We start from the raw sequence: 19,364 nt of genomic DNA on the forward strand, positions 1-19,364 counted from the left end.
CCCCGGATTCTACCGTCCGCCTAGAGGCCCAATCGCTGCCAGATGGTCGAAGTCGGCCCGGCCTGGTTCATCGTGTAGAAATGCAGGCCCGGCGCGCCCTGCGAGAGGAGGCGGTCGCAGAGGTCGGTCACCACGTCGAGGCCGAAGGCCTTGATCGAAGCGCTGTCGTCGCCGAAGCCCTCGAGCTTCAAGCGCATCCAGCGCGGGATCTCGGCGCCGCACGCATCGGAGAAGCGCGCGAGCTGCGAGAAATTCTGGATCGGCATGATGCCCGGGACGATCGGAATGCCGATGCCCATCGCGCGGCACTGCTCGACGAAATGGAAATAGGCGTCCGGGTTGAAGAAGTACTGGGTGATCGCGGAGTCCGCGCCCGCATCGACCTTGGCCTTGAACGCGGCGAGGTCCGCCTGGGGCTTGCGCGCCTGCGGGTGGTACTCGGGGTAGCACGCCACCTCGATGTGGAACGCGTCGCCCGTCTTCTCGCGGATGAACGCGACCAACTCGGAGGCGTAGCGGAAGTCGCCCGCCATCGCCATGCCCGAAGGAAGGTCGCCGCGAAGCGCTACGACGCGGCGGATGCCGTTGGCTCGATAGGTCTCGATCACTTCGTGGATCGATTCGCGCGTGGAAGCGATGCACGAGACGTGCGGCGCCGCCTCGTGGCCTTCCGCGCGGATCGTCTGCACGGCGGCCAGCGTGCCTTCGCGCGTGGAGCCGCCGGCCCCGTAGGTCACGGAGAAGAAATCGGGCTTGAGCTGCGCCAGCTGGCGCGTCGCCGCGCGCAGCTTCTCCATGCCTTCCGGCGTCTTCGGGGGGAAATACTCGAAGCTGAGCAGGCGTTGGTCGCGGCGGTTCACGGGCTCGCTCATCGGGGGGCGCTCGGCAGGGAATCGAGGAAGGCCTTCACGCGCGGCGTCCAATCGGACACGTTGCGGAAGTACATGTGGCCGTCGGTGCCCCAGGCGGGCGTCTCGACGAGCTGCGCCTTGCCGCCCGCGCCCACGAACGCCGCGTGCATGCGCCGGGCGAGAGAGGGGCCGAAGAACAGGTCGTTCTCGCTGTAGAGCCAGAGCTGCGGCACCTGCGAGCCCTTGCCGTAGCGCGCCATGGTGTCGACGAGGTAACCCTCGCCGCACACATCGTGGGGACCCTGCGAGCCGCGGCCGCCGGCGAAGTTCACGACGGCCACGAGACCGGGCACCGGTTTCGTCGCAGCCGCGACCGAGCCGAACGCGCCCGCCGATTGGCCGACGAGCACGATTCGCTTGCCGTCGAGGCCCGGCAGGGCGCGCGCCGCATCGGTGGCTGCGAGGATGTCACGGGCCGATTCCAGGCCTGCCGCGTAATAGTCCGGCGCGCTGCACGTGCCGTAGCCCTCGGCCCAGTCGCCCTCGGAATCGCCATAGCCGCGGCGCGTGGGCACCACGACCGCGTAGCCCATCGCCATGAAGGCGCGGCTTTGCTGTTCGAAGCGGATGCGCCCTCCGCGGCGGCGGTCGGCGGCCGAGCGCGGGCTGCCGTGCGAGATCACCACGATCGGGAACGGCCCTTCGCCTTTCGGCTTGAACATCGTCACATCGATGCGTTTGTCGCTCGTGAACAAACCCGGCCCCGCCGGGACCGTCGCACGGATGACGGTCTCGTCGGGAGCCAGCGCGGGCGCCGCGAAGGCGACACCCGCGAGGAGAAACGCCGCAAGCGCCAGGGCGCGTGCGGCTTCGGGGGCGCGCATCAGTACCGGTAGTGATCGGCCTTGTACGGGCCGTCCTTCTTCACGCCGATGTACTTCGCCTGCTCGTCCGAGAGCTCCGTCAGTTGCGCGTTCAGCTTCGCGAGCTGAAGGCGCGCCACCTTCTCGTCCAGGTGCTTGGGCAGCACGTAGACGCCGACCGGGTACTTCTTGATGTTGGCGAAGAGCTCGATCTGCGCGATCACCTGGTTGGCGAACGAGCTGCTCATCACGTACGACGGGTGTCCCGTTCCGCAGCCCAGGTTCACCAGGCGGCCTTCGGCGAGCAGGATGATCCGCTTGCCGTCCGGGAAGATCACGTGGTCGACCTGCGGCTTGATGTTCTCCCACTTGTACTGCTTCAGCGACGCGACCTCGATCTCGTTGTCGAAGTGGCCGATGTTGCACACGATGGCGTTGTTCTTCATCGCCTTCATGTGGGCGTGCGTGATCACCTGGTAGTTGCCGGTGGCCGTGACGAAGATGTCGGCCTTGTCCGCGGCGTAGTCCATGGTCACCACGCGGTAGCCTTCCATCGCCGCTTGCAGGGCGCAGATCGGATCGATCTCCGTCACCCACACCTGCGCCGACAGCGCGCGCAGGGCCTGGGCCGAGCCCTTGCCCACGTCGCCGTAACCGGCCACGAGCGCCACCTTGCCGGCGACCATCACGTCCGTCGCGCGCTTGATGCCGTCCACCAGCGATTCACGGCAGCCGTAGAGGTTGTCGAACTTGCTCTTGGTGACCGAGTCGTTCACGTTGATCGCCGGGAACTTGAGCGAGCCGTCCTGCGCCATCTGGTAGAGACGATGGACGCCCGTGGTGGTCTCTTCGGTCACGCCCATCACCTTCGCGAGGCGCACCGAATACCACGTCGGGTCCTTCGCGAGCTTGGCCTTGATCGAGTTGAAGAGGCAGGTCTCTTCCTCGGAACCGGGCTTCGAGATCAGCGAGGCGTCCTTCTCGGCACGCGCGCCCAGGTGCAGCAGCAGCGTGGCGTCGCCGCCGTCGTCGAGGATCATGTTCGTGAAGCCGCTGTCCGGCCACTCGAAGATGCGGTGCGTGTAGTCCCAGTATTCGTCGAGGCTCTCGCCCTTCACGGCGAAGACGGCGGTGCCGCCCGCGGCGATGGCGGCGGCGGCGTGGTCCTGCGTCGAAAAGATGTTGCACGACGCCCAGCGAACGTCGGCGCCGAGCGCCTTCAGCGTCTCGATCAGCACCGCGGTCTGGATGGTCATGTGCAGCGAGCCCGTGATGCGCGCGCCTTTCAGCGGCTGCTTCTTCGCGAACTCGTCGCGGATAGCCATCAGCCCGGGCATTTCGGTCTCGGCGATGAGGATTTCCTTGCGGCCCCAGTCGGCGAGCTTCATGTCGGCGACCTTGTAGTCGGTGCCGGCGTTCTTCAGTACAGCATTCATGGTCGGTCCTTTGTCGTCAAAGGTGCCGGTCACGCGGGAGGGGGTTTTCCACTCGCCAGCCGTGATCGGTCACGGTTAACGAGCGCGGTTGCGGTAGGTAACCTCGAGCCTGGCGGACAGGGAGTCCGTTGCAACGCTCCTCGAGGAACCGCCATTTTACCAAAGAAGTGGCGGGGCCGTGGGCCCGGGGAAACGAGGGCATTTTCTGGCTTTCGGCCGTGATAGCGTGGCGCCTCACTTCGCGAAGGAAGCGTCATGAAGAAACCCCTCCTGCTGGGCTGCGCCGGTTGCGGCTCGATCATCGTCGAGTGCGGCTTCAACCTCGCGGGCATCGCGTACGACTACGAGGAAGTCGATTATTCCGACGACAGCCCGACGCGCCCGCGCCTGCTGCAGGTCAATCCCGTCGGGCAAGTGCCCTCGCTGGTGCTGCCCGACGGCAAGGTGATGACGGAGACCCTCGCGATCCTGCACTGGATCCAGGACCAGAATCCCGCGGCCTCGCTGATCCCGCCGCCGGGAGATGCGTCGCGCACGGACTTCTACCGCTGGGCCGTGTTCCTGATCGCGGCCGTGTATCCGACCTGGACGTATGGCGACGACGGCAAGAAGTGGGTGAAGGGCGACGAGGCCGCGGGCAAGGCGCTGCGCGAGAGCACCGACGAGCATCGCAAGAAACTGCTGAAGCAGCTCGAGGGCGCTTGCGGCGCTCCGCACTTCCTCGGCAAGCGCTTCAGCGCGATCGATCTCTACCTGGCGGCGATGAGCCACTGGCGGCCTGGCGCGAAGTGGTGGTCCGAGGAGGCGCCGAAAATGAAATCGGCCGCGGAAGCGGCCGAATCCAAACCCGAGGTCGCGGCGATCCTCCGCCGCGATTTCAAGTAACGACTAATCAGCCGCCGCGAACTTCTTCACTTCGCCCTTGAGGCCGGCGGCGTCGCGCAACAGCGCGGCCTTGTCCGTGGCTTCCCACGAGAACTCCGGCTCCTCGCGGCCGAAGTGGCCGTAGGCCGCGGTCTTGGCGTAGATGGGCCGTAGCAAATCCAGCATCTTGATGATGCCCTTCGGCCGCAGGTCGAAATGCTCGGCGATCAGCTTCGCGATCACGTCGTCGGAGACCTTGCCGGTGCCGTGCGTGTAGACCGTGATGTTGATCGGCTTCGCCACACCGATGGCGTAGCTCACCTGGATCTCGCACTCGCTCGCGAGGCCCGCGGCCACGACGTTCTTGGCGACGTAACGCGCGGCGTACGCGGCCGAACGGTCGACCTTCGAGGGATCCTTGCCGGAGAAGGCACCGCCGCCGTGGGCGCAGGCGCCGCCGTACGTGTCGACGATGATCTTGCGGCCGGTCAGGCCGCAGTCGCCCTGCGGGCCGCCGACGACGAAGCGGCCGGTGGGGTTCACGAGGTACTTCGTGTTCTTGAGGAATTCCTTCGGCAGCACCGGCTTGATGATCTGCTCGATCACCGCGTCGACGAACTCCTTCTTCATCTTCGGGCCGTCGGACATCTCGGGCGCGTGCTGCGAGGAGACCACCACGGTGTCGATCTCGACGGGCTTGCCGTCGACGTAGCGGAAGGTGACCTGGCTCTTCGCGTCCGGGCGCAGGTAGGGCATTCGGCCGTCCTTGCGCAGCATGGCCTGGCGCTCCACGAGGCGGTGGGCGTAGTAGATCGGCGCGGGCATGAGGACGGGCGTCTCGTCGCAGGCGTAGCCGAACATGAGGCCCTGGTCGCCGGCGCCTTGATCGAGGTTGTCGTCCTGCGCCTTGTCCACGCCCTGCGCGATGTCCGGGCTCTGCTTGTCGTAGCAGACCATGACCGCGCAGCCCTTGTAGTCGATGCCGTAGTCGGTGTTGTCGTAGCCGATGCGCTTGATCACATCGCGCGTGATGCCGATGTAGTCCACGTTGGCGCGGGTCGTGATCTCGCCGGCGAGCACCACGAGGCCGGTGTTGCACAGCGTCTCCGCGGCGACGCGCGAGCGCGGGTCCTGGCCTAGAATCGCGTCGAGGATCGAATCCGAAACCTGGTCGGCGACCTTGTCGGGGTGGCCTTCCGAGACCGATTCCGACGTGAAGAGAAACTCGTTTTTCATGGACCTCACCGGGAGTTACGCCAAAGAGCCCGTTATTCTACCAAAGTCGGCCTCGTAACCACCCCGCCTTGAGACTCCTTTTTCGCTTCCTCGCCTCGCTCTCCCTGGCCACCAACCACGCGCTCGGCGCTTTCCTGGGCCGGGCGGTGTTTGTCCTGTCGCCCCGTTGGCGCTGCCGCACCCGCGAGAACCTCGCCGCGAGCGGCCTCGCGCGCTCGGATGACGAGCTGCAGCGCCTCGCGCGGGAAAACGCCGCGGAAATGGGCAAGGGCGTCACCGAGCTCGCCTGGGCGCTCTTCCGGCCGCCGGAGGACGTCGTGGCGACCGTCGTGGACGAGGATGGCTGGGAGGCGGTCGAGAAGCTCCGCGCCGGCGGGAAGGCGATCATCTTCGTGACCCCCCATCTCGGCGGCTACGACATCGCGGGCCGCTATCTCTGGTCGCGGCTGCCCATCCTCGCGATGTACCGCCCGCACAAGATCGCGTGGCTGGACGATCTCGTTCGCGAAGGGCGCAATCGCGGCGCCGCCTTCGACGGCACCAACGTCGCCCCGGCCACGCTGGCGGGCGTGCGCATGCTGCTGAAGCACCTGCGCCGCGGCGGCTGCACCGTCGTGCTGCCCGACCAGGTGCCCGGCGAGGGCGAAGGCGAATGGAGCGAGTTCTTCGGCCGGCCCGCGTTCACGATGACGCTCGTGGGGCGCCTGCAGGAAGCTTCGGAAGCCGCGATCGTCTTCTGCTATGCCGAGCGCCTCGTGCGCGGCCAGGGCTACATCCTCCACTACACCGCGCTCGAGGAGCCGCTGGGCAGCGACAAGCCCACGGCGACGCGGCGAGTGAACGCCATGGTCGAGCAGCTGGTGCGCGCATGCCCCACGCAATACCTCTGGGGCTACAACCGCTACAAGCGGCCCTCGGGCGCCCCGCCGCCGCCCGTCGCCGCGGGCAGCCGCTAGAATCGGCCCCGTGTACCTGCTCCGAAGACTGGGCTCCTGGCTCGGTGTCGCCTTCCTCTGGTCCCTCCACCTGCTGCCGAATCGCGCGATCGCCGCGGTCGGCCGCGCGCTGGGCTCCGTCCTCTACCGGTTCGGCCGCGGCCGCGTCACGCGCATCAACCTCGCGCTGTGCTTCCCCGAGATGCCCGAGGCGGAGCGCGAGAAGCTCGCGCGCGCGCACTTCCGCTCGCTCGGGCGCGCGCTCGCCGAGCAGAGCATCTTCTGGTTCGCGCCCATCGAGCGCGCCATGGCGATGGTGAAGGTGACGGGCGGCGAGCACTTCGACCGCCTCCGCGGACAGCCCGTCATCGTCTTCGCCCCGCACTTCATCGGGCTGAACCTCGGCGGGCCCAAGGTCGCGTACACGTGGCCGGGGTCGGCCTCGATCTACAGCCGCCAGAAGAACCCGGTGCTCGACCGCCTGCTCTATCGCGGCCGCGTGCGCTTCGGCTCGCCGCGGCTGCTCTCGCGCCAGGACGGCATGCTCGCGATCGTGCGCACGATCCGCGAGGGCCGCATGTTCTATTTCCTGCCCGACATGGACTTCGGCCCGCGCGACGCGATCTTCGCGCCCTTCTTCGGCGTGCCCACGGCGACGGTGACGGCGCTTCCGCGGCTGGCGAAGCTTGCGCGCGCCCACGTCGTGCCCGTGATCACGCGCCAGCTCGAGGACGGATACGAGGTGATCGTCTACCCGCCGTGGGAGAACTATCCGACCGACGACGTCGAGGCCGACGTACGGCGGATGAACGCCTTCATCGAGGAGCGCGTGCTGGAGATGCCCGAGCAATACTTCTGGGCCCACAAGCGCTTCAAGACGCGCCCGCCCGGCGAGCCCAACCCCTACCAGAAGAAGAAATGAAGATCCGCTTCGCGAAGATGCAGGGCCAGGGCAACGACTTCGTCGTGCTGGACGCCGTGCGCCAGGACATCCGCCTCACGCCCGAGCAGGTCCGCCATATCGCGGACCGCCACTTCGGTGTCGGCTGCGACCAGTTGCTCGTGGTGGAGAAGCCGCGCACGCCGGACACCGACTTCCGCTACCGCATCTGGAACGCGGATGGCGGCGAGGTGGAGCAGTGCGGCAACGGCTCGCGCTGCTTCGCGATCTTCGTGCGCGCCGAGGGCCTCACCTCGAAGTCCGCGATCCGCGTCGAGACCGCCTCGGGCGTGATCGTCCCGGAGATCCTGCCCTCGGGGCAGGTCGCCGTGGACATGGGCGCGCCGCGCTTCGCGCCGGCCGACGTGCCGTTCGACGCCCGCGAGGAGCGCGTCACGTATCCCCTCGAGGTCGCGGGCGAACGGATCGACGTCGGCGTCGTCTCGATGGGCAACCCGCATGCCGTTCAAATCGTCGACGATGTCGACCGCGCGCCGGTGACGACGCAAGGTCCCCTCATCGAACACCACCCGGCCTTCCCGAAGCGCGTGAATGCGGGCTACCTGCAGGTCGTCTCGCGCAACCGCGTGCGCCTGCGCGTGTGGGAGCGCGGCGCCGGCGAGACGCTGGCTTGCGGAACGGGCGCCTGCGCGGCCGTGGTCTCCGGCATCCGCCGCGGGCTGCTCGACGCCGAAGTGCGCGTGGCCACGCGCGGGGGCGAGCTCATCGTGCGCTGGCCCGGGGATGGCGCGCCCGTTATGATGACAGGCGATGCCGTGCGCGTTTTCGACGGCGAGATCGAGATCCAGTAACCCCGTACGTGAAGGACACCGCGTTGCCCACCGCCGAAGAAGTCGCCGAATTCCTCAAGCAGAACCCCGGATTCTTCGAGAACCACGTCGAGATCCTGATGGACCTGCAGGTCCCGCACCCGCACGGCGGCCGCGCGGTGTCGATCGGCGAGCGCCAGCTCGTCGCGGTGCGCGAGAAGTCGCGGCTGCTGGAAGACAAGCTGCGCGAGCTGATCCAGTTCGGCGAGGAGAACGACGCGGTCGGCGGCAAGGTGCACAAGCTCGCCTGCCGCCTGATCGAGGCGGCGAGCCTCGACGCGGCGCTGGATACGCTCTACCTGGATCTCCTCGACCACTTCGCCGTGCCGCACGTCGCGGTGCGCCTCTGGAACGTCGCCGAGGAGAACCCGGACACCAAGGAGTTCGGCCCGGTGATGCCGGAGATGCGCCAGTTCGTGGCGCAGATGGCCGCGCCCTATTGCGGGCACCACGCGGTGTACGAGAGCCAGGCCTGGTTCGGCGAGGCTGCGCCGCACCTCAAGTCCTTCGCGATGGTGGCGCTCAGGCGCGACGACCAGGCGTTCGGCGCCATCGCGCTCGCCTCCGAGGACCCGAAGCGCTTCTACCCGGAGATGGGGACGCTCTACCTGCAGCGCATCGGCGAGCTCCTCAGCCATTCGCTGTGGCGGTTCGTGACACCCGTCCGTGAGCCGGAAGCCACCCGCTAGCGCCCTCGAGCGCTACCTCGCGCACCTCGTGAACGAGCGCCGGCTGTCGGCGCACACCGTCGCCGCGTACGCCCGCGACAATGCATCGCTCGCGATGCTGGCCGGCGAACGCGACCTGGACAGCCTCACCCCGCCCGACATCCGCCGCTTCATCGCGACGCTGCACTCGAAGGGCCTCGCGCCCCGCTCGCTCGGAAGGACGCTTTCCAGCTGGCGCGGCTTCTACGAGTGGCGGATCCGCGAGAAGGCGGTCGCAGCGAATCCCTGCGCCGGCGTCCGATCGCCGAAGATGGCGAAGCCGCTGCCCGGAATGCTCTCCCCGGAGGATGCCATCCGCCTCGTCACGCACGACGAGCCGGATTCGCCGTTCGCCGTGCGCGACCGCGCGCTCTTCGAGCTCATCTATTCGAGCGGCCTGCGGGTCTCGGAGATCACGGGCGCGGACGTCGATGCGATCGACCTCGACGAGGCGCAGGTCCGGGTGCTCGGCAAGGGCTCGAAGACGCGCATCGTGCCCGTGGGCCAGGGCGCCCTCGACGCCCTCGCGCGCTGGCTTCCGGAGCGCTCGAAGCGAGCCGCGCCCGGGGAGGCCGCGTTGTTCGTCGACGCGAAGGGCAAGCGCATCACGCCGCGCCAGGTGCAGACGCTGATCAAGGCACGTGCCGCGGCGGCCGGCCTCGACATGGACGTGCACCCGCACATGCTGCGCCACTCGTTCGCCTCGCACGTGCTGCAATCCTCCGGCGACCTCCGTGCGGTGCAAGAGATGCTGGGGCACGCGAGCATCGCTTCGACGCAGGTCTATACCCACCTCGACTTCCAGCACCTCGCCAAGGTCTACGACGCCGCGCATCCGCGGGCGCGCAAGAAGGCGAAGTGAGCGCCACGACGCTGACGCCGGTCACGGTGCTGACCGGCTTCCTCGGCAGTGGCAAGAGCACGCTGCTGAACCGCGTGCTGCACGACACGCGCTACGCCGACACCGCCGTGATCGTGAACGAGTTCGGCGACATCCCGATCGACCACGCCCTCGTGCGCCGCGCGAGCGAGAACGTCGTCGTGCTCTCGGGCGGGTGCGTGTGTTGCCGCGTGGCGGGCGACCTCGTGCAGGCCCTGCGCGACCTGCACTTCAAGCGCGCGGCCAATGAGATCCCCGCGTTCCGGCGCGCGGTGATCGAGACGACCGGCCTCGCCGACCCGGCGCCGCTGCTCGCGACGCTGGTGGAGATGCCCGTGGTGGCCGCGCGTTACGCCCTCTCCGGCGTGGTGACGACGGTGGATGGCATGCACGGCGCGAGCGAGCTGGATCAGCATCCCGAGGCGGTAAAACAAGCCGCCGTTGCCGATCGCCTCGTCATCACGAAGGCCGATCTCGCCGACGACGCGACCCTCGACGCGCTCGAAGCGAGGCTCGCCGCGCTGAACCCGGCCGCCGCGCGCATCCGCGCCCGCTCGGGCGACGTGGACGCGTCGTGGCTCTTCGACACCGGGCTGCATCGGCACGACGGCTCGCGCCCCGACGTGACGGGCTGGCTGGGCGCGAACGAATGGCGCTCGTTCGCGCAGCCCTCGAGCCGCGGACCGCACGACGAGCGCATCCGCTCGTTCACCTGGACCGCGGAGGCACCGGTCTCCTGGGACGCGCTGGAGGCCGCCCTGGAGACCGTGCTCGAACTACGGGGCGACCGGATCCTGCGCCTGAAAGGCCTTGTGAACGTGGGGGATAAAGGACCCCTCGTGCTGCATGCCGTGCAACACACGCTCTACCCTCCGGCGAAACTCCCCGATTGGCCGGATAATGACCGACGGACGCGCCTGGTCTTCATCACCCGCGACCTTGAACGCGGCGCCATCGCCCCGATTTTGGATTCCTTCACCTCGACTTCCTCCGCGAGCTAGCCCATGCAACCCGCTGCCGAAAAAGGCCTCATCCCCGTCACCATCCTCACCGGCTTCCTTGGCGCCGGGAAGACGACGCTCCTCAATCGCATCCTCACCGAGCAGCACGGCGAGAAGATCGCGGTGATCGAAAACGAGTTCGGGGAGTCCGGGGTCGACAACGACATCCTGGTGCAGGACAAGGAAGAGCAGATCATCGAGATGAACAACGGGTGCCTCTGCTGCACGGTGCGCGGCGACCTCGTGAGGATCCTCAAGGACCTGCGGCGCAAGAAGCGCGGCGGCGAGGTGAAGTTCGACCGCGTGATCATCGAGACCACGGGCCTCGCGAACCCGGGCCCGGTCGCGCAGACGTTCTTCATGGACGAGGACGTACACAAGGACTACCTGCTGGACGCCATCATCACCGTGGTGGACGCGAAGCACGGCCAGCAGACGCTGGACGAGCACGACGAGGCGCGCGCCCAGGTGGGCTTCGCCGACCGCATCCTGCTCTCCAAGACCGACCTCGTCGCCGAGGACGAGACGAAGGCGCTGATGGACCGCCTGCGCAGCATGAATCCGCGTGCGCACCAGAAAAAGGTGCACTTCGGCGAGGCGCCGATCAGCGAGATCCTCGACATCCGCGGCTTCAACCTGAACGCGATCCTCGAGGTCTCGCCCGAGTTCCTGACGAGCGACCACCACGAGCACGACGACGACGTGAAGTCCTTCGTGTGGAAGGACCCGCGCCCGCTCAACATGGAGAAGATCGAGACGTTCCTCTCGCTCATGGTGCAGAACTACGGCGAGAACCTGCTGCGCTACAAGGGCGTGTTGAACGTGAAGGACGAGCCCAAGAAGATGATCTTCCAGGGCGTGCACATGCTGATGGGCGGCACGCCGGGCAAGCCGTGGGAAGAAGGCGAGACGCGCGAGAGCGTGATGGTGTTCATCGGCAAGGGCATTCCCAGGAAGCTGTTCGAGGAAGGCCTGGCCTACTGCGTCGCCTAGACGGCGCAGCCCCAATGCTGGAGATCCGCGGCCTTCGACACGAATACGGGGGCCGCACCGTCCTCGACGTTCCTTCCTGGGACGTCGCCGCCGGCGAGGCGAGCCTCGTCCTCGGCCCCTCGGGCAGCGGCAAGAGCACCCTCCTCGGCGTCGTCTCGGGACTCCTCACCCCGACCGCCGGCGAGGTTCGCGTAGCCGGGGAGAACATCCCCGCACTTTCTGCCGCCCGGCGTGATGCCTATCGCGCAAAGCACGTGGGGATCGTGCTGCAAACACTGCATCTCATCGCCGTGGTCTCGGTCCGCGAGAACCTGCGCCTGGCGCAGCGCCTGGCCGGCCACGCCGTGGATGACGCGCGCATCGACACGGTGCTCGAAGGCCTCGGCATCGCCGCGCTCGCGTCGCGCCGGGCCCGCGAGCTCTCGCTCGGCGAGGCGCAGCGCGTGGCCATCGCACGCTCCGTGGTGAACCGGCCCGCGCTCCTGCTCGCCGACGAGCCCACCTCCGCGCTCGACGACGGCAACTGCGAGAAGGCGATCGAGCTGCTGATGTCGCAAGCGAAAGCGTGCGGCGCATCGCTCGTCGTCGCGACGCACGACCACCGCATCCGCGCGCACTTCGCGCGCCAGCTCGTGCTATGAGCCTGGCTCGCCTCGCCGGGTCCTACCTCGCGGCGCGCCCGCTGCTCACGCTGCTGCACGTGATCCTGCTGGCGCTCGGCATGGCGACCTTGGTCTTCCTGCTCCTCTTCACGTCGCAGGCGCAGCAGCGTCTGGAACGCGACGCGAAGGGGATCGACCTCGTCGTGGGCGCGAAGGGCAGCCCGCTGCAGCTCATTCTCTCGGCGATCTACCACGCCGACATTCCCACGGGAAACATCCGGCTGGAGGACGCGCAGGCGCTCGAGAAGAACCGCCTCGTCGCCTCGGCCGTGCCGGTGTCGCTCGGCGACAGCTTCCGCGGCCACCGCATCGTCGGCACCGACGGGCGCTTCTTCACGCTCTACGGCGCGAAGCTCGAGCGCGGGACGATGTTCGCGGGCGAGATGGAGGCGGTCCTCGGTTCCGAGACCGCGCGCCGCACCGGATTCGACGTCGGCGCCACGTTCGCCGGGGCGCACGGCCTCGCGCAGGCCAGCACCTCGGAGCACGCCGACCATCCCTACAAGGTGACGGGGGTGCTCGCGCCCACCGGCACGGCCGTGGATCGCCTGGTGCTCACGTCCCTGGAGAGCGTGTGGGAGGTCCACGGCGGCCACGGCGCACCCGCCGCGGGGCGCGAGATCACGGCGCTGCTGGTGCGTTACGCCTCGCCGATCGCGGCGCTGCAACTGCCGCGCTTCGTGAACGCGACGACGTCGCTGCAGGCCGCCTCGCCCGCCTACGAGGCCGCGCGCCTGATGAACCTCGTGGGTGCGGGCGTGGATACGCTGCGCGTCTTCGCGCTCGTGCTGATGGCGGGCGCGGCGCTGTCGGTCTTCATCGCGCTCACCACCGCGCTCGAGGAGCGCCGGCAGGACCTGGCGCTCCTGCGCGTGCTCGGCGCGCGGCCCTCGGCGCTGGTGGCGCTCGTGGCGGCCGAAGGCATGACGCTCGTGGTGGCCGGCGCTATACTGGGCCTCATCCTGGGTCATGGGGCGGCGCAGTGGTTCGGAAGCCTCCTCGCCGGCCCGGAACGCTGGCCGGTCACCGGATGGGCGTGGGAAAGCGGCGAGGCCTGGCTCCTGCTGGGCGCACTGCTTCTCGGCGCCGTGACCTGCCTCCTGCCCGCGTACCTCGCTTACCGCCGCGATCCGGCGGCCCTGCTGCTCAGAAGATGACAACGATGCCGCGCACGCTCGCCGCCTTCCTCGCCCTCCTCGCCTTCGCGGGTGTCGCCGTTTGCGCGCCGCCGGCGGAGAGCAAGCTGCCCACCGCCGCCGAGTACATGAGCCAGCCCGGCAACGATCCGTCGCCGCCCGGCACGCTCTCGTGGCAGGTCCTGGCCCAGGTGAAGACCGTGCAGCGCGCCGACAAGTCCTTCGGTCCCGAGTACACGAAGGAGATCAAGGCCCTCGACCGGAAGGACGTGAAGCTCTACGGCTTCATGATGCCGCTCGACCAGTCGGCCAAGCAGAAGCGCTTCCTGCTCACGCCCTTCCCGCCGCATTGCTCGTTCTGCACGCCCGGTGGGCCCGAGGCGATCATCGAGGTGATCGCGGACAAGGCGTTCGATTTCACGTACGAGCCCATCGTCGTGTCCGGCACGCTCGCGGTCCTCGACGACGACATCGTCTACTACCGCGTGAACCATGCCGTCCCGTCCAAACCCTGAGGAGCGCAAGGTGGCGACCGCGACTCCCAGCAGCATCACGGGCACCCGGACCGGCGCGCATCGAGCGCTCGCCCGTGTCGGCACGGAGGAGTTCCACTCCATGCGCCTGCCCGCCGCCCAGGAAGCCGCGGTGCTCTACAGCGCCAACCACGTCGACGCCGCCATCGGGCTGCTGAGGACCGAGATCAAGGAAACCGCCGGCAAGGGCAACAAGCAGGCGTGGCTCATGCTCTTCGACCTCTACCAGGCCGCGTCGAACCGCGCCGCGTTCGACGAGCTCTCGATGCTCTTCACGGTCAAGTTCGAGCAGTCGCCGCCGCCGTGGGGGGAAAGCGGCGATGCGTCGGCCGATCCGCGCCGCGCCCCGGATTCGCGCGAGCGCAAGGACCTCTTCGTGCTGAAGCCCAACGCCTCGGGCGACCTCGCCGGCGAGATCGAGAAATTCCGCGCCTTCGCCGAGCTCACGGGCACCGTGCGGCTCGACGTGAGCAAGATCACGCGCATCAGCGCCGAGGAAGCCACGCTGCTCGGCAACGCGCTGCTGCTGCTTCGCAAGCGCAACCTCCCGATGTGGTTCAACAACCTCGTCACGCTGGAGACGCTGCTGCGCTCCAACTTCAACGAGAAGGCCACGGAGATCGAGCGCTACTTCTGGCTGCTGCTCTTCGAGCTGCTGATCCTGCAGGGCAAGAACCAGGAGTTCGAGGACATGGGCCTCGAATACGCCATCGCCTTCGAGATGTCGCCGCCCAACTGGGAGACGTACGTGAACTCCGTCGCCGCCACCCAGGCCAAGGCGGCGGGCGCGGCCAAGACGGCCGCGGCCGCGGCCTCATCCCACACGGCCGGGCCCTCGCGGGAGGACCACGGCTTCCCGCTGAAGGGCGTGATCTCCACGGCGAGCGCCAACCAGATCGCGGAGCTGAACGGCTACGCGGCGAACCTGCAGGAAGTCGCCATCGACACCACCAAGGTGCTGCGCATCGATTTCGCCTTCGCCTCGGCGTTCTTCGAGGTGGTGAAGGGCATCCAGCTCGCGGGCAAGCGCGTCATCTTCTCGAACCTGAACGAGCTCAACGCCGCGCTCCTCGAAGCCTTCGGCTTCAACCGCTACGCCATCCTGGTCCGCAAGAAGTCCATCTGAAATCGCGATTCCGCGCCGGGGGATTTCCGCCCCCGCGGTTGCCCACGGCGTGGCAGGCTCGTTGAAATACCCCCAGACCGTCCCCACTGACCTTCCATGAGCGAATCCGGGCTGCCGCAGTACCACGGGACCACCATCCTCTCCGTCCGCCGCGGGACCGAAGTCGCCATGGGCGGCGACGGCCAGGTGACCCTGGGCAACGTCGTCGTGAAGTCCACCGCCCGCAAGGTGCGCCGCCTGTACCACGACAAGATCCTCGCCGGCTTCGCGGGCGCCACGGCCGATGCCTTCACGCTCTTCGAGCGCTTCGAGGCGAAGCTGGAGAAGCACCAGGGCAACCTCATGCGCTCGGCGGTCGAGCTCGCCAAGGACTGGCGCACCGACCGGATCCTCCGCCGCCTCGAGGCGATGCTGGTCGTGGCCGACCGCGAATCCTCGCTCGTCATCACCGGCAACGGCGACGTGCTCGAGCCCGAGCGCGGGCTGCTGTCCATCGGCAGCGGCGGCAGCTACGCGCAGGCGGCGGCGATGGCGCTGCTGGACTCGACGCAGCTCCCGGCCGACGAGATCGTTCGCAAGTCGCTCGATATCGCCGCCGAGCTCTGCATCTACACCAACCACAACCTGGTGATCGAGAAGCTCTGATGGACATGCAGGACATTCCGGCAGCGCCCCGCGAGACCGCGTCGATGATGACGCCGCAGGAGATCGTCCACGAGCTGGACAAGTACATCGTGGGCCAGGCCGACGCCAAGAAAGCGGTCGCCGTGGCGCTTCGCAACCGCTGGCGCCGCGCCCAGGTGGCCGAGCCGCTGCGCGCCGAGATCACGCCCAAGAACATCCTGATGATCGGGCCCACGGGCGTGGGCAAGACGGAGATCTCCCGCCGCCTCGCTCGCCTCGCCAACGCGCCCTTCATCAAGGTCGAGGCCACCAAGTTCACCGAGGTGGGCTACGTGGGCCGCGACGTCGACACGATCATCCGCGACCTGGCCGAGATCGCGGTGAAGAACCTGCGCGAACAGGAGATGCAGAAGTCGCGCCCGCGCGCCGAGGAGGCCGCCGAGGAGCGTGTGCTGGACGCGCTGCTGCCCGGGGTGCCCGCGAACGAAGGCAACGACATCAACTCCACGCGCCAGCGCTTCCGCAAGATGCTGCGCGAGGGGAAGCTCGACGACAAGGAAATCGAGATCGAGCTGGCGCAAGGCGCCGGCGGCATGGAGATCCTGGCTCCCCCGGGCATGGAGGAGCTCACGCAGCAGATCCAGGGCATGTTCGCCAACATGGGCAACACGCGGAAGAAGCGCCGCACGCTTCGCATCCGCGAGGCGCTGCGCCTGCTCACCGACGAAGAGGCCGCCAAGTTCGTGAACGAGGAGGAGACGCGCCTGAAGGCGGTGCGTTCCGTGGAGGAGCACGGCATCGTCTTCCTGGACGAGATCGACAAGATCGCCTCGCGCGGCGAGATGCAGGGCGCCGACGTCTCGCGCCAGGGCGTGCAGCGCGACCTCCTGCCGCTGATCGAGGGCACCTCGGTCACCACCAAGTACGGGATGATCCGCACCGACCACATCCTCTTCATCGCGAGCGGCGCGTTCCATCTCGCGCGCCCGTCGGACCTCATTCCCGAGCTGCAGGGGCGCTTGCCGATCCGGGTCGAGCTCTCCAGCCTCTCGGTGAACGACTTCGAGCGCATCCTCACCGAGACCGATGCCTGCCTCACGCGCCAGTACCAGGCGCTGCTCGCCACCGAAGGCGTGGAGGTCGAGTTCACGCGGGAGGGCGTGCGCAGGCTCGCGGAGATCGCCTTCGCCGTGAACGAGCGCACCGAGAACATCGGAGCCCGCCGCCTGCACACGGTGATGGAGAAGCTGCTCGAGGAAGTGTCGTTCGACTCCGGGCGCAGCACGCGCAAGCTCGTCGTGGACCCGGCGTACGTCGACGCCCGCCTGGGCGATCTCGCGAAGAGCGAGGACCTCGCGCGCTACGTGCTGTAACGCTTCGGTACACAGGCTCGCGGGCGCGCGCGCAGAATCCGCGCCATGAAAACCCTTCCCGCCCTGTTCGCCGCGGCGCTCGCCGGTTGCGCCGCGACGCCGCCCGCCATGGACGTTCCCGCCTCGCTCGCCGCCGCCGAGACCGCCTTCGCCGCCCACTCGATGCGCGAGAACATGCGGCCCGCCTTCATCGCGAACTTCGCCGACGACGGCATGACGCCGCGCCAGCCCGGCTGGGTGCGCAGCAACGAGTTCCTCGCGACGCGCCCCAATCCGCCGATCGTCCTCGACTGGCGGCCGCAGTACGTGGAGGTCGCTGCCTCGAGCGAGCTCGGCCTCTCGACCGGCCCCACGAAGCTCATCGCCAACGCCAAGCCCGACGTCGCCAATTACGGCCAATACGTTTCGATCTGGCGGCGCGAGGCAGGCGGACCGTGGAAGGTGGTCATCGACCTGGGCATCGGCAACGCGACGCCGATGTTCTGGGACCTGCCGCTGCAGGCCGGGTTTGTCCAGGGCGCGCGCGGAGCGCTCGACGGCGCGGCGCTGCTCGAAGCGGAGGCCTCGTTCGCGCGCCAGTCGGCCGCGGGCGGAATGCGCGGCGCCTACGGCAGCCTCGCCTCGGATCGCCTGCGCTTCTATCGCGACGAGGGCGGGCCCGCCGTGGGTCTCGTGGCCGCGAAGGCATCGTCCGGGATGACCGGCGACAAGCTCGCGTGGACCGTGGAGCGAAGTGCCGTCGCGAAGTCCGGCGATCTCGGCTATGCGATCGGAAGCTACGCCGCGGTTTCGGACCCGGCGAAGGTCCTCGGCTACTACCTGCGCGTCTGGCGCAACGAGGATGGGCGCTGGCGTGTGGCGATGGACGTGGCGACCCCGGCGAGATGACGCTTCACGCGGGCACGCTCTCGTAGAGCGCGGCCACGCGGTCCATCACCTCGAGGATGTTGTCGCAGGTCTTCGCCACGGCTTCGAGGCCGGGCACGGAATCGCGCGCCGACTTGAGGTCGCGCCCCGCCTGCGCCAGGAACCCCGACTGGTTTTCCGCGAGCTGCAGCTCCGCGGCGGCGCCGCTGGCGTCCGCGGGTGCCGCGAGCAATGCATCGAGCGCGCGGCGGAAGTCGCGGCTCGCGGTGGCGAGCTCCGCCTCGCGCTTGTCGCTGCGGGCGATCCAGGCGGTGAAGAAATGGATGCGGGCGATGCGCTGCGACTGGAAGCGCGCCTCGCCTGCGAGGCGAACGCGCGCCGTCTGCGCGTCGGCGGCCGGATCGCGCAATAGCCGCGCTCCCTTGGCCGCGATCCACACGACCTCCTCGCTGCGCTCGCCCAGCTTCTCGGGGGCTTCTCCGAGCGCAGTGCGCGCGACGTGCGGCCGGTAGTCCTGCCACAGGAGCTGGAGCATGCGGTAGGTCTCGCGGACCTCCGCGGACGGCGCGGCCGCGAGGAGGTCCTTCAGGCCGGCATCGAACTCGACGAGCGTCGCCGCGAGGGCCCGCTGGGCCCGCGATGCGAAAACGCCGCGCGCGACCTGCGCGTGCAAGCGCGCCGCGCGTTCGGCGAGCATCGGCTGGCGCGAGGCCGCGTTGGCGAGCGCGGGCGCGCCCGCCTTCATCGAAGCGCGAAGCCGACGAGGACCCGGTCGGCCGCGAAGCGCTGCAGCGCCCCGAGGAGCGATGCCGCGTCGTCGTAGCCCGCGCGCTCCGCCGCTTCCTCGAAGGACTGGCCCGCACCGAGGGCCTGGAGGAGTGCGAAGTCCCGCGCATCGAGGAGAGAGACCTCCACGTCGAGCCGCGGTCGATGGACGAGCACGCGATCCGCGCCCTCGAGCCGCTCGGGCGTGCCGTCGCGCTCCGGCTGGTTCGCCGCCCAGATCGAGAGGATCGGATGCGCGGACTCGACGAGGCGCAACGCCGGATGCAGCGTGAAGCGGATCTCGCCATGGCGCTCGGGCGCAACGCCGGCCAGCGCCGCGAGATCGAGCGCGGGCGCATCCGCGGCATGGAAGCACTCGTGCCAGGCCCACTCGAGCCGCGCGACATCGGCGAGGTACGGCAGCTCGCGCGCATGTTCGTATTCGCCAAGGAACGCGGCAAAGCCCGCGCCGAAGTTGTTGAGATCACCACTCGACGAAGGATGGGCGAGCGCATAGCGGCGGGCCGCCTCGCCGAAGAACGCGGGGCCCACGAGGCGCTCGACGACGGGATGCGTGTCCGCGAGCGCCGCTCGCCAGTTCGAATGGAGGTTCCGGCGATAGATCGCGAGGCGCTCGGCCGAGCCGACGCGCCCGGCGCGTAACGCGGGCGAACGTCCGGCGTTCACGGGGTCGACGACCGCATCGAGGAAGTCCGCCTGCAGCTTGGCGAGCGCGTCCATG

21 protein-coding genes and 1 riboswitch are annotated in these 19,364 nt (G+C 68.7%); of the genes, 15 read left to right on the plus strand and 6 right to left on the minus strand.

The window, feature by feature from the left end:
• Window positions 1-20: 20 nt before the first annotated feature.
• The 3 genes from metF to ahcY are packed head-to-tail and all read right to left on the minus strand — an operon-like array spanning window position 21 to window position 3,150.
• Entirely contained in the window at window positions 21-872 is an 852-nt protein-coding gene (gene metF, locus DSM104443_RS18015) for a methylenetetrahydrofolate reductase [NAD(P)H] (protein WP_171094739.1), read from the minus strand.
• Window positions 869-1,735, minus strand: a complete 867-nt coding sequence (locus DSM104443_RS18020; RefSeq protein ID WP_171094741.1) for an alpha/beta hydrolase family protein — start codon at window positions 1,733-1,735, stop codon at window positions 869-871. Before DSM104443_RS18020 ends, metF begins: the two co-directional genes overlap by 4 nt.
• The gene (gene ahcY / locus DSM104443_RS18025) at window positions 1,735-3,150 is read right to left on the minus strand and encodes an adenosylhomocysteinase (protein WP_171094743.1); all 1,416 of its coding nucleotides are present in this window, start codon (window positions 3,148-3,150) and stop codon (window positions 1,735-1,737) included. The genes DSM104443_RS18020 and ahcY overlap by 1 nt, the downstream gene beginning before the upstream one ends.
• A 73-nt stretch (window positions 3,151-3,223) precedes the next feature.
• A riboswitch (S-adenosyl-L-homocysteine riboswitch) is annotated at window positions 3,224-3,298 on the minus strand.
• Between the two features lie 107 nt (window positions 3,299-3,405).
• On the opposite strand from ahcY, the gene DSM104443_RS18030 reads away from it, so the two are divergent.
• On the plus strand, window positions 3,406-4,035 hold the full coding sequence (locus DSM104443_RS18030; protein ID WP_171094745.1) for a glutathione S-transferase family protein: 630 nt from the start codon (window positions 3,406-3,408) through the stop codon (window positions 4,033-4,035).
• Between the two features lie 3 nt (window positions 4,036-4,038).
• On the opposite strand, the gene metK is transcribed toward DSM104443_RS18030, so the two are convergent.
• A complete protein-coding gene (gene metK, locus DSM104443_RS18035; protein ID WP_171094747.1) occupies window positions 4,039-5,250 on the minus strand; it encodes a methionine adenosyltransferase in 1,212 nt (403 codons plus the stop codon).
• A gap of 68 nt (window positions 5,251-5,318) precedes the next feature.
• Between metK and DSM104443_RS18040 the strand changes: the two genes are divergently transcribed.
• The 14 genes from DSM104443_RS18040 to DSM104443_RS18105 all read left to right on the plus strand — a co-directional run bounded on the left by DSM104443_RS18040 (window position 5,319) and on the right by DSM104443_RS18105 (window position 17,878).
• Window positions 5,319-6,206, plus strand: a complete 888-nt coding sequence (locus DSM104443_RS18040) for a lysophospholipid acyltransferase family protein (RefSeq protein WP_171094750.1) — start codon at window positions 5,319-5,321, stop codon at window positions 6,204-6,206.
• Between the two features lie 10 nt (window positions 6,207-6,216).
• Window positions 6,217-7,107 carry an LpxL/LpxP family acyltransferase gene (locus DSM104443_RS18045; protein ID WP_246232352.1) on the plus strand — a complete coding sequence of 297 codons (891 nt, stop codon included), beginning with the start codon at window positions 6,217-6,219 and terminating at the stop codon, window positions 7,105-7,107.
• A complete protein-coding gene (gene dapF, locus DSM104443_RS18050; protein ID WP_171094752.1) occupies window positions 7,104-7,937 on the plus strand; it encodes a diaminopimelate epimerase in 834 nt (277 codons plus the stop codon). Before DSM104443_RS18045 ends, dapF begins: the two co-directional genes overlap by 4 nt.
• Window positions 7,938-7,960: 23 nt before the next feature.
• Entirely contained in the window at window positions 7,961-8,644 is a 684-nt protein-coding gene (locus DSM104443_RS18055; RefSeq protein ID WP_171094754.1) for a DUF484 family protein, read from the plus strand.
• Window positions 8,622-9,524 (plus strand): tyrosine recombinase XerC, encoded by a 903-nt coding sequence (gene xerC / locus DSM104443_RS18060; RefSeq protein ID WP_171094756.1) that lies wholly within the window; start codon window positions 8,622-8,624, stop codon window positions 9,522-9,524. The genes DSM104443_RS18055 and xerC overlap by 23 nt, the downstream gene beginning before the upstream one ends.
• Window positions 9,521-10,543: a CobW family GTP-binding protein gene (locus DSM104443_RS18065; protein ID WP_171094758.1), complete on the plus strand. Its 1,023-nt coding sequence runs from the start codon at window positions 9,521-9,523 to the stop codon at window positions 10,541-10,543. The genes xerC and DSM104443_RS18065 overlap by 4 nt, the downstream gene beginning before the upstream one ends.
• 3 nt (window positions 10,544-10,546) lie before the next feature.
• Entirely contained in the window at window positions 10,547-11,536 is a 990-nt protein-coding gene (locus DSM104443_RS18070) for a CobW family GTP-binding protein (RefSeq protein ID WP_171094760.1), read from the plus strand.
• A gap of 14 nt (window positions 11,537-11,550) precedes the next feature.
• Window positions 11,551-12,177: an ABC transporter ATP-binding protein gene (locus DSM104443_RS18075; protein ID WP_171094762.1), complete on the plus strand. Its 627-nt coding sequence runs from the start codon at window positions 11,551-11,553 to the stop codon at window positions 12,175-12,177.
• Window positions 12,174-13,355: an ABC transporter permease gene (locus DSM104443_RS18080; RefSeq protein ID WP_171094764.1), complete on the plus strand. Its 1,182-nt coding sequence runs from the start codon at window positions 12,174-12,176 to the stop codon at window positions 13,353-13,355. The genes DSM104443_RS18075 and DSM104443_RS18080 overlap by 4 nt, the downstream gene beginning before the upstream one ends.
• A complete protein-coding gene (locus DSM104443_RS18085) occupies window positions 13,352-13,849 on the plus strand; it encodes a DUF3299 domain-containing protein (RefSeq protein ID WP_171094765.1) in 498 nt (165 codons plus the stop codon). Before DSM104443_RS18080 ends, DSM104443_RS18085 begins: the two co-directional genes overlap by 4 nt.
• A 10-nt stretch (window positions 13,850-13,859) precedes the next feature.
• Window positions 13,860-14,993 carry an STAS domain-containing protein gene (locus DSM104443_RS18090; RefSeq protein ID WP_171094767.1) on the plus strand — a complete coding sequence of 378 codons (1,134 nt, stop codon included), beginning with the start codon at window positions 13,860-13,862 and terminating at the stop codon, window positions 14,991-14,993.
• 96 nt (window positions 14,994-15,089) lie between these two features.
• The gene (hslV, locus tag DSM104443_RS18095; protein WP_212756782.1) at window positions 15,090-15,638 is read left to right on the plus strand and encodes an ATP-dependent protease subunit HslV; all 549 of its coding nucleotides are present in this window, start codon (window positions 15,090-15,092) and stop codon (window positions 15,636-15,638) included.
• 47 nt (window positions 15,639-15,685) lie between these two features.
• A complete protein-coding gene (gene hslU, locus DSM104443_RS18100) occupies window positions 15,686-16,990 on the plus strand; it encodes an ATP-dependent protease ATPase subunit HslU (protein WP_171096621.1) in 1,305 nt (434 codons plus the stop codon).
• Between the two features lie 45 nt (window positions 16,991-17,035).
• Window positions 17,036-17,878 carry a DUF4440 domain-containing protein gene (locus DSM104443_RS18105; RefSeq protein ID WP_171094769.1) on the plus strand — a complete coding sequence of 281 codons (843 nt, stop codon included), beginning with the start codon at window positions 17,036-17,038 and terminating at the stop codon, window positions 17,876-17,878.
• Between the two features lie 4 nt (window positions 17,879-17,882).
• Here the strand turns inward: DSM104443_RS18105 and DSM104443_RS18110 are convergent, their stop codons facing one another.
• Entirely contained in the window at window positions 17,883-18,602 is a 720-nt protein-coding gene (locus DSM104443_RS18110; RefSeq protein WP_171094771.1) for a hypothetical protein, read from the minus strand.
• Entirely contained in the window at window positions 18,599-19,363 is a 765-nt protein-coding gene (locus DSM104443_RS18115; protein WP_171094773.1) for an HvfC/BufC N-terminal domain-containing protein, read from the minus strand. The genes DSM104443_RS18110 and DSM104443_RS18115 overlap by 4 nt, the downstream gene beginning before the upstream one ends.
• Window position 19,364 lies beyond the last annotated feature (1 nt).

The organism is Usitatibacter rugosus (assembly GCF_013003965.1).
Lineage (GTDB): Bacteria > Pseudomonadota > Gammaproteobacteria > Burkholderiales > Usitatibacteraceae > Usitatibacter > Usitatibacter rugosus.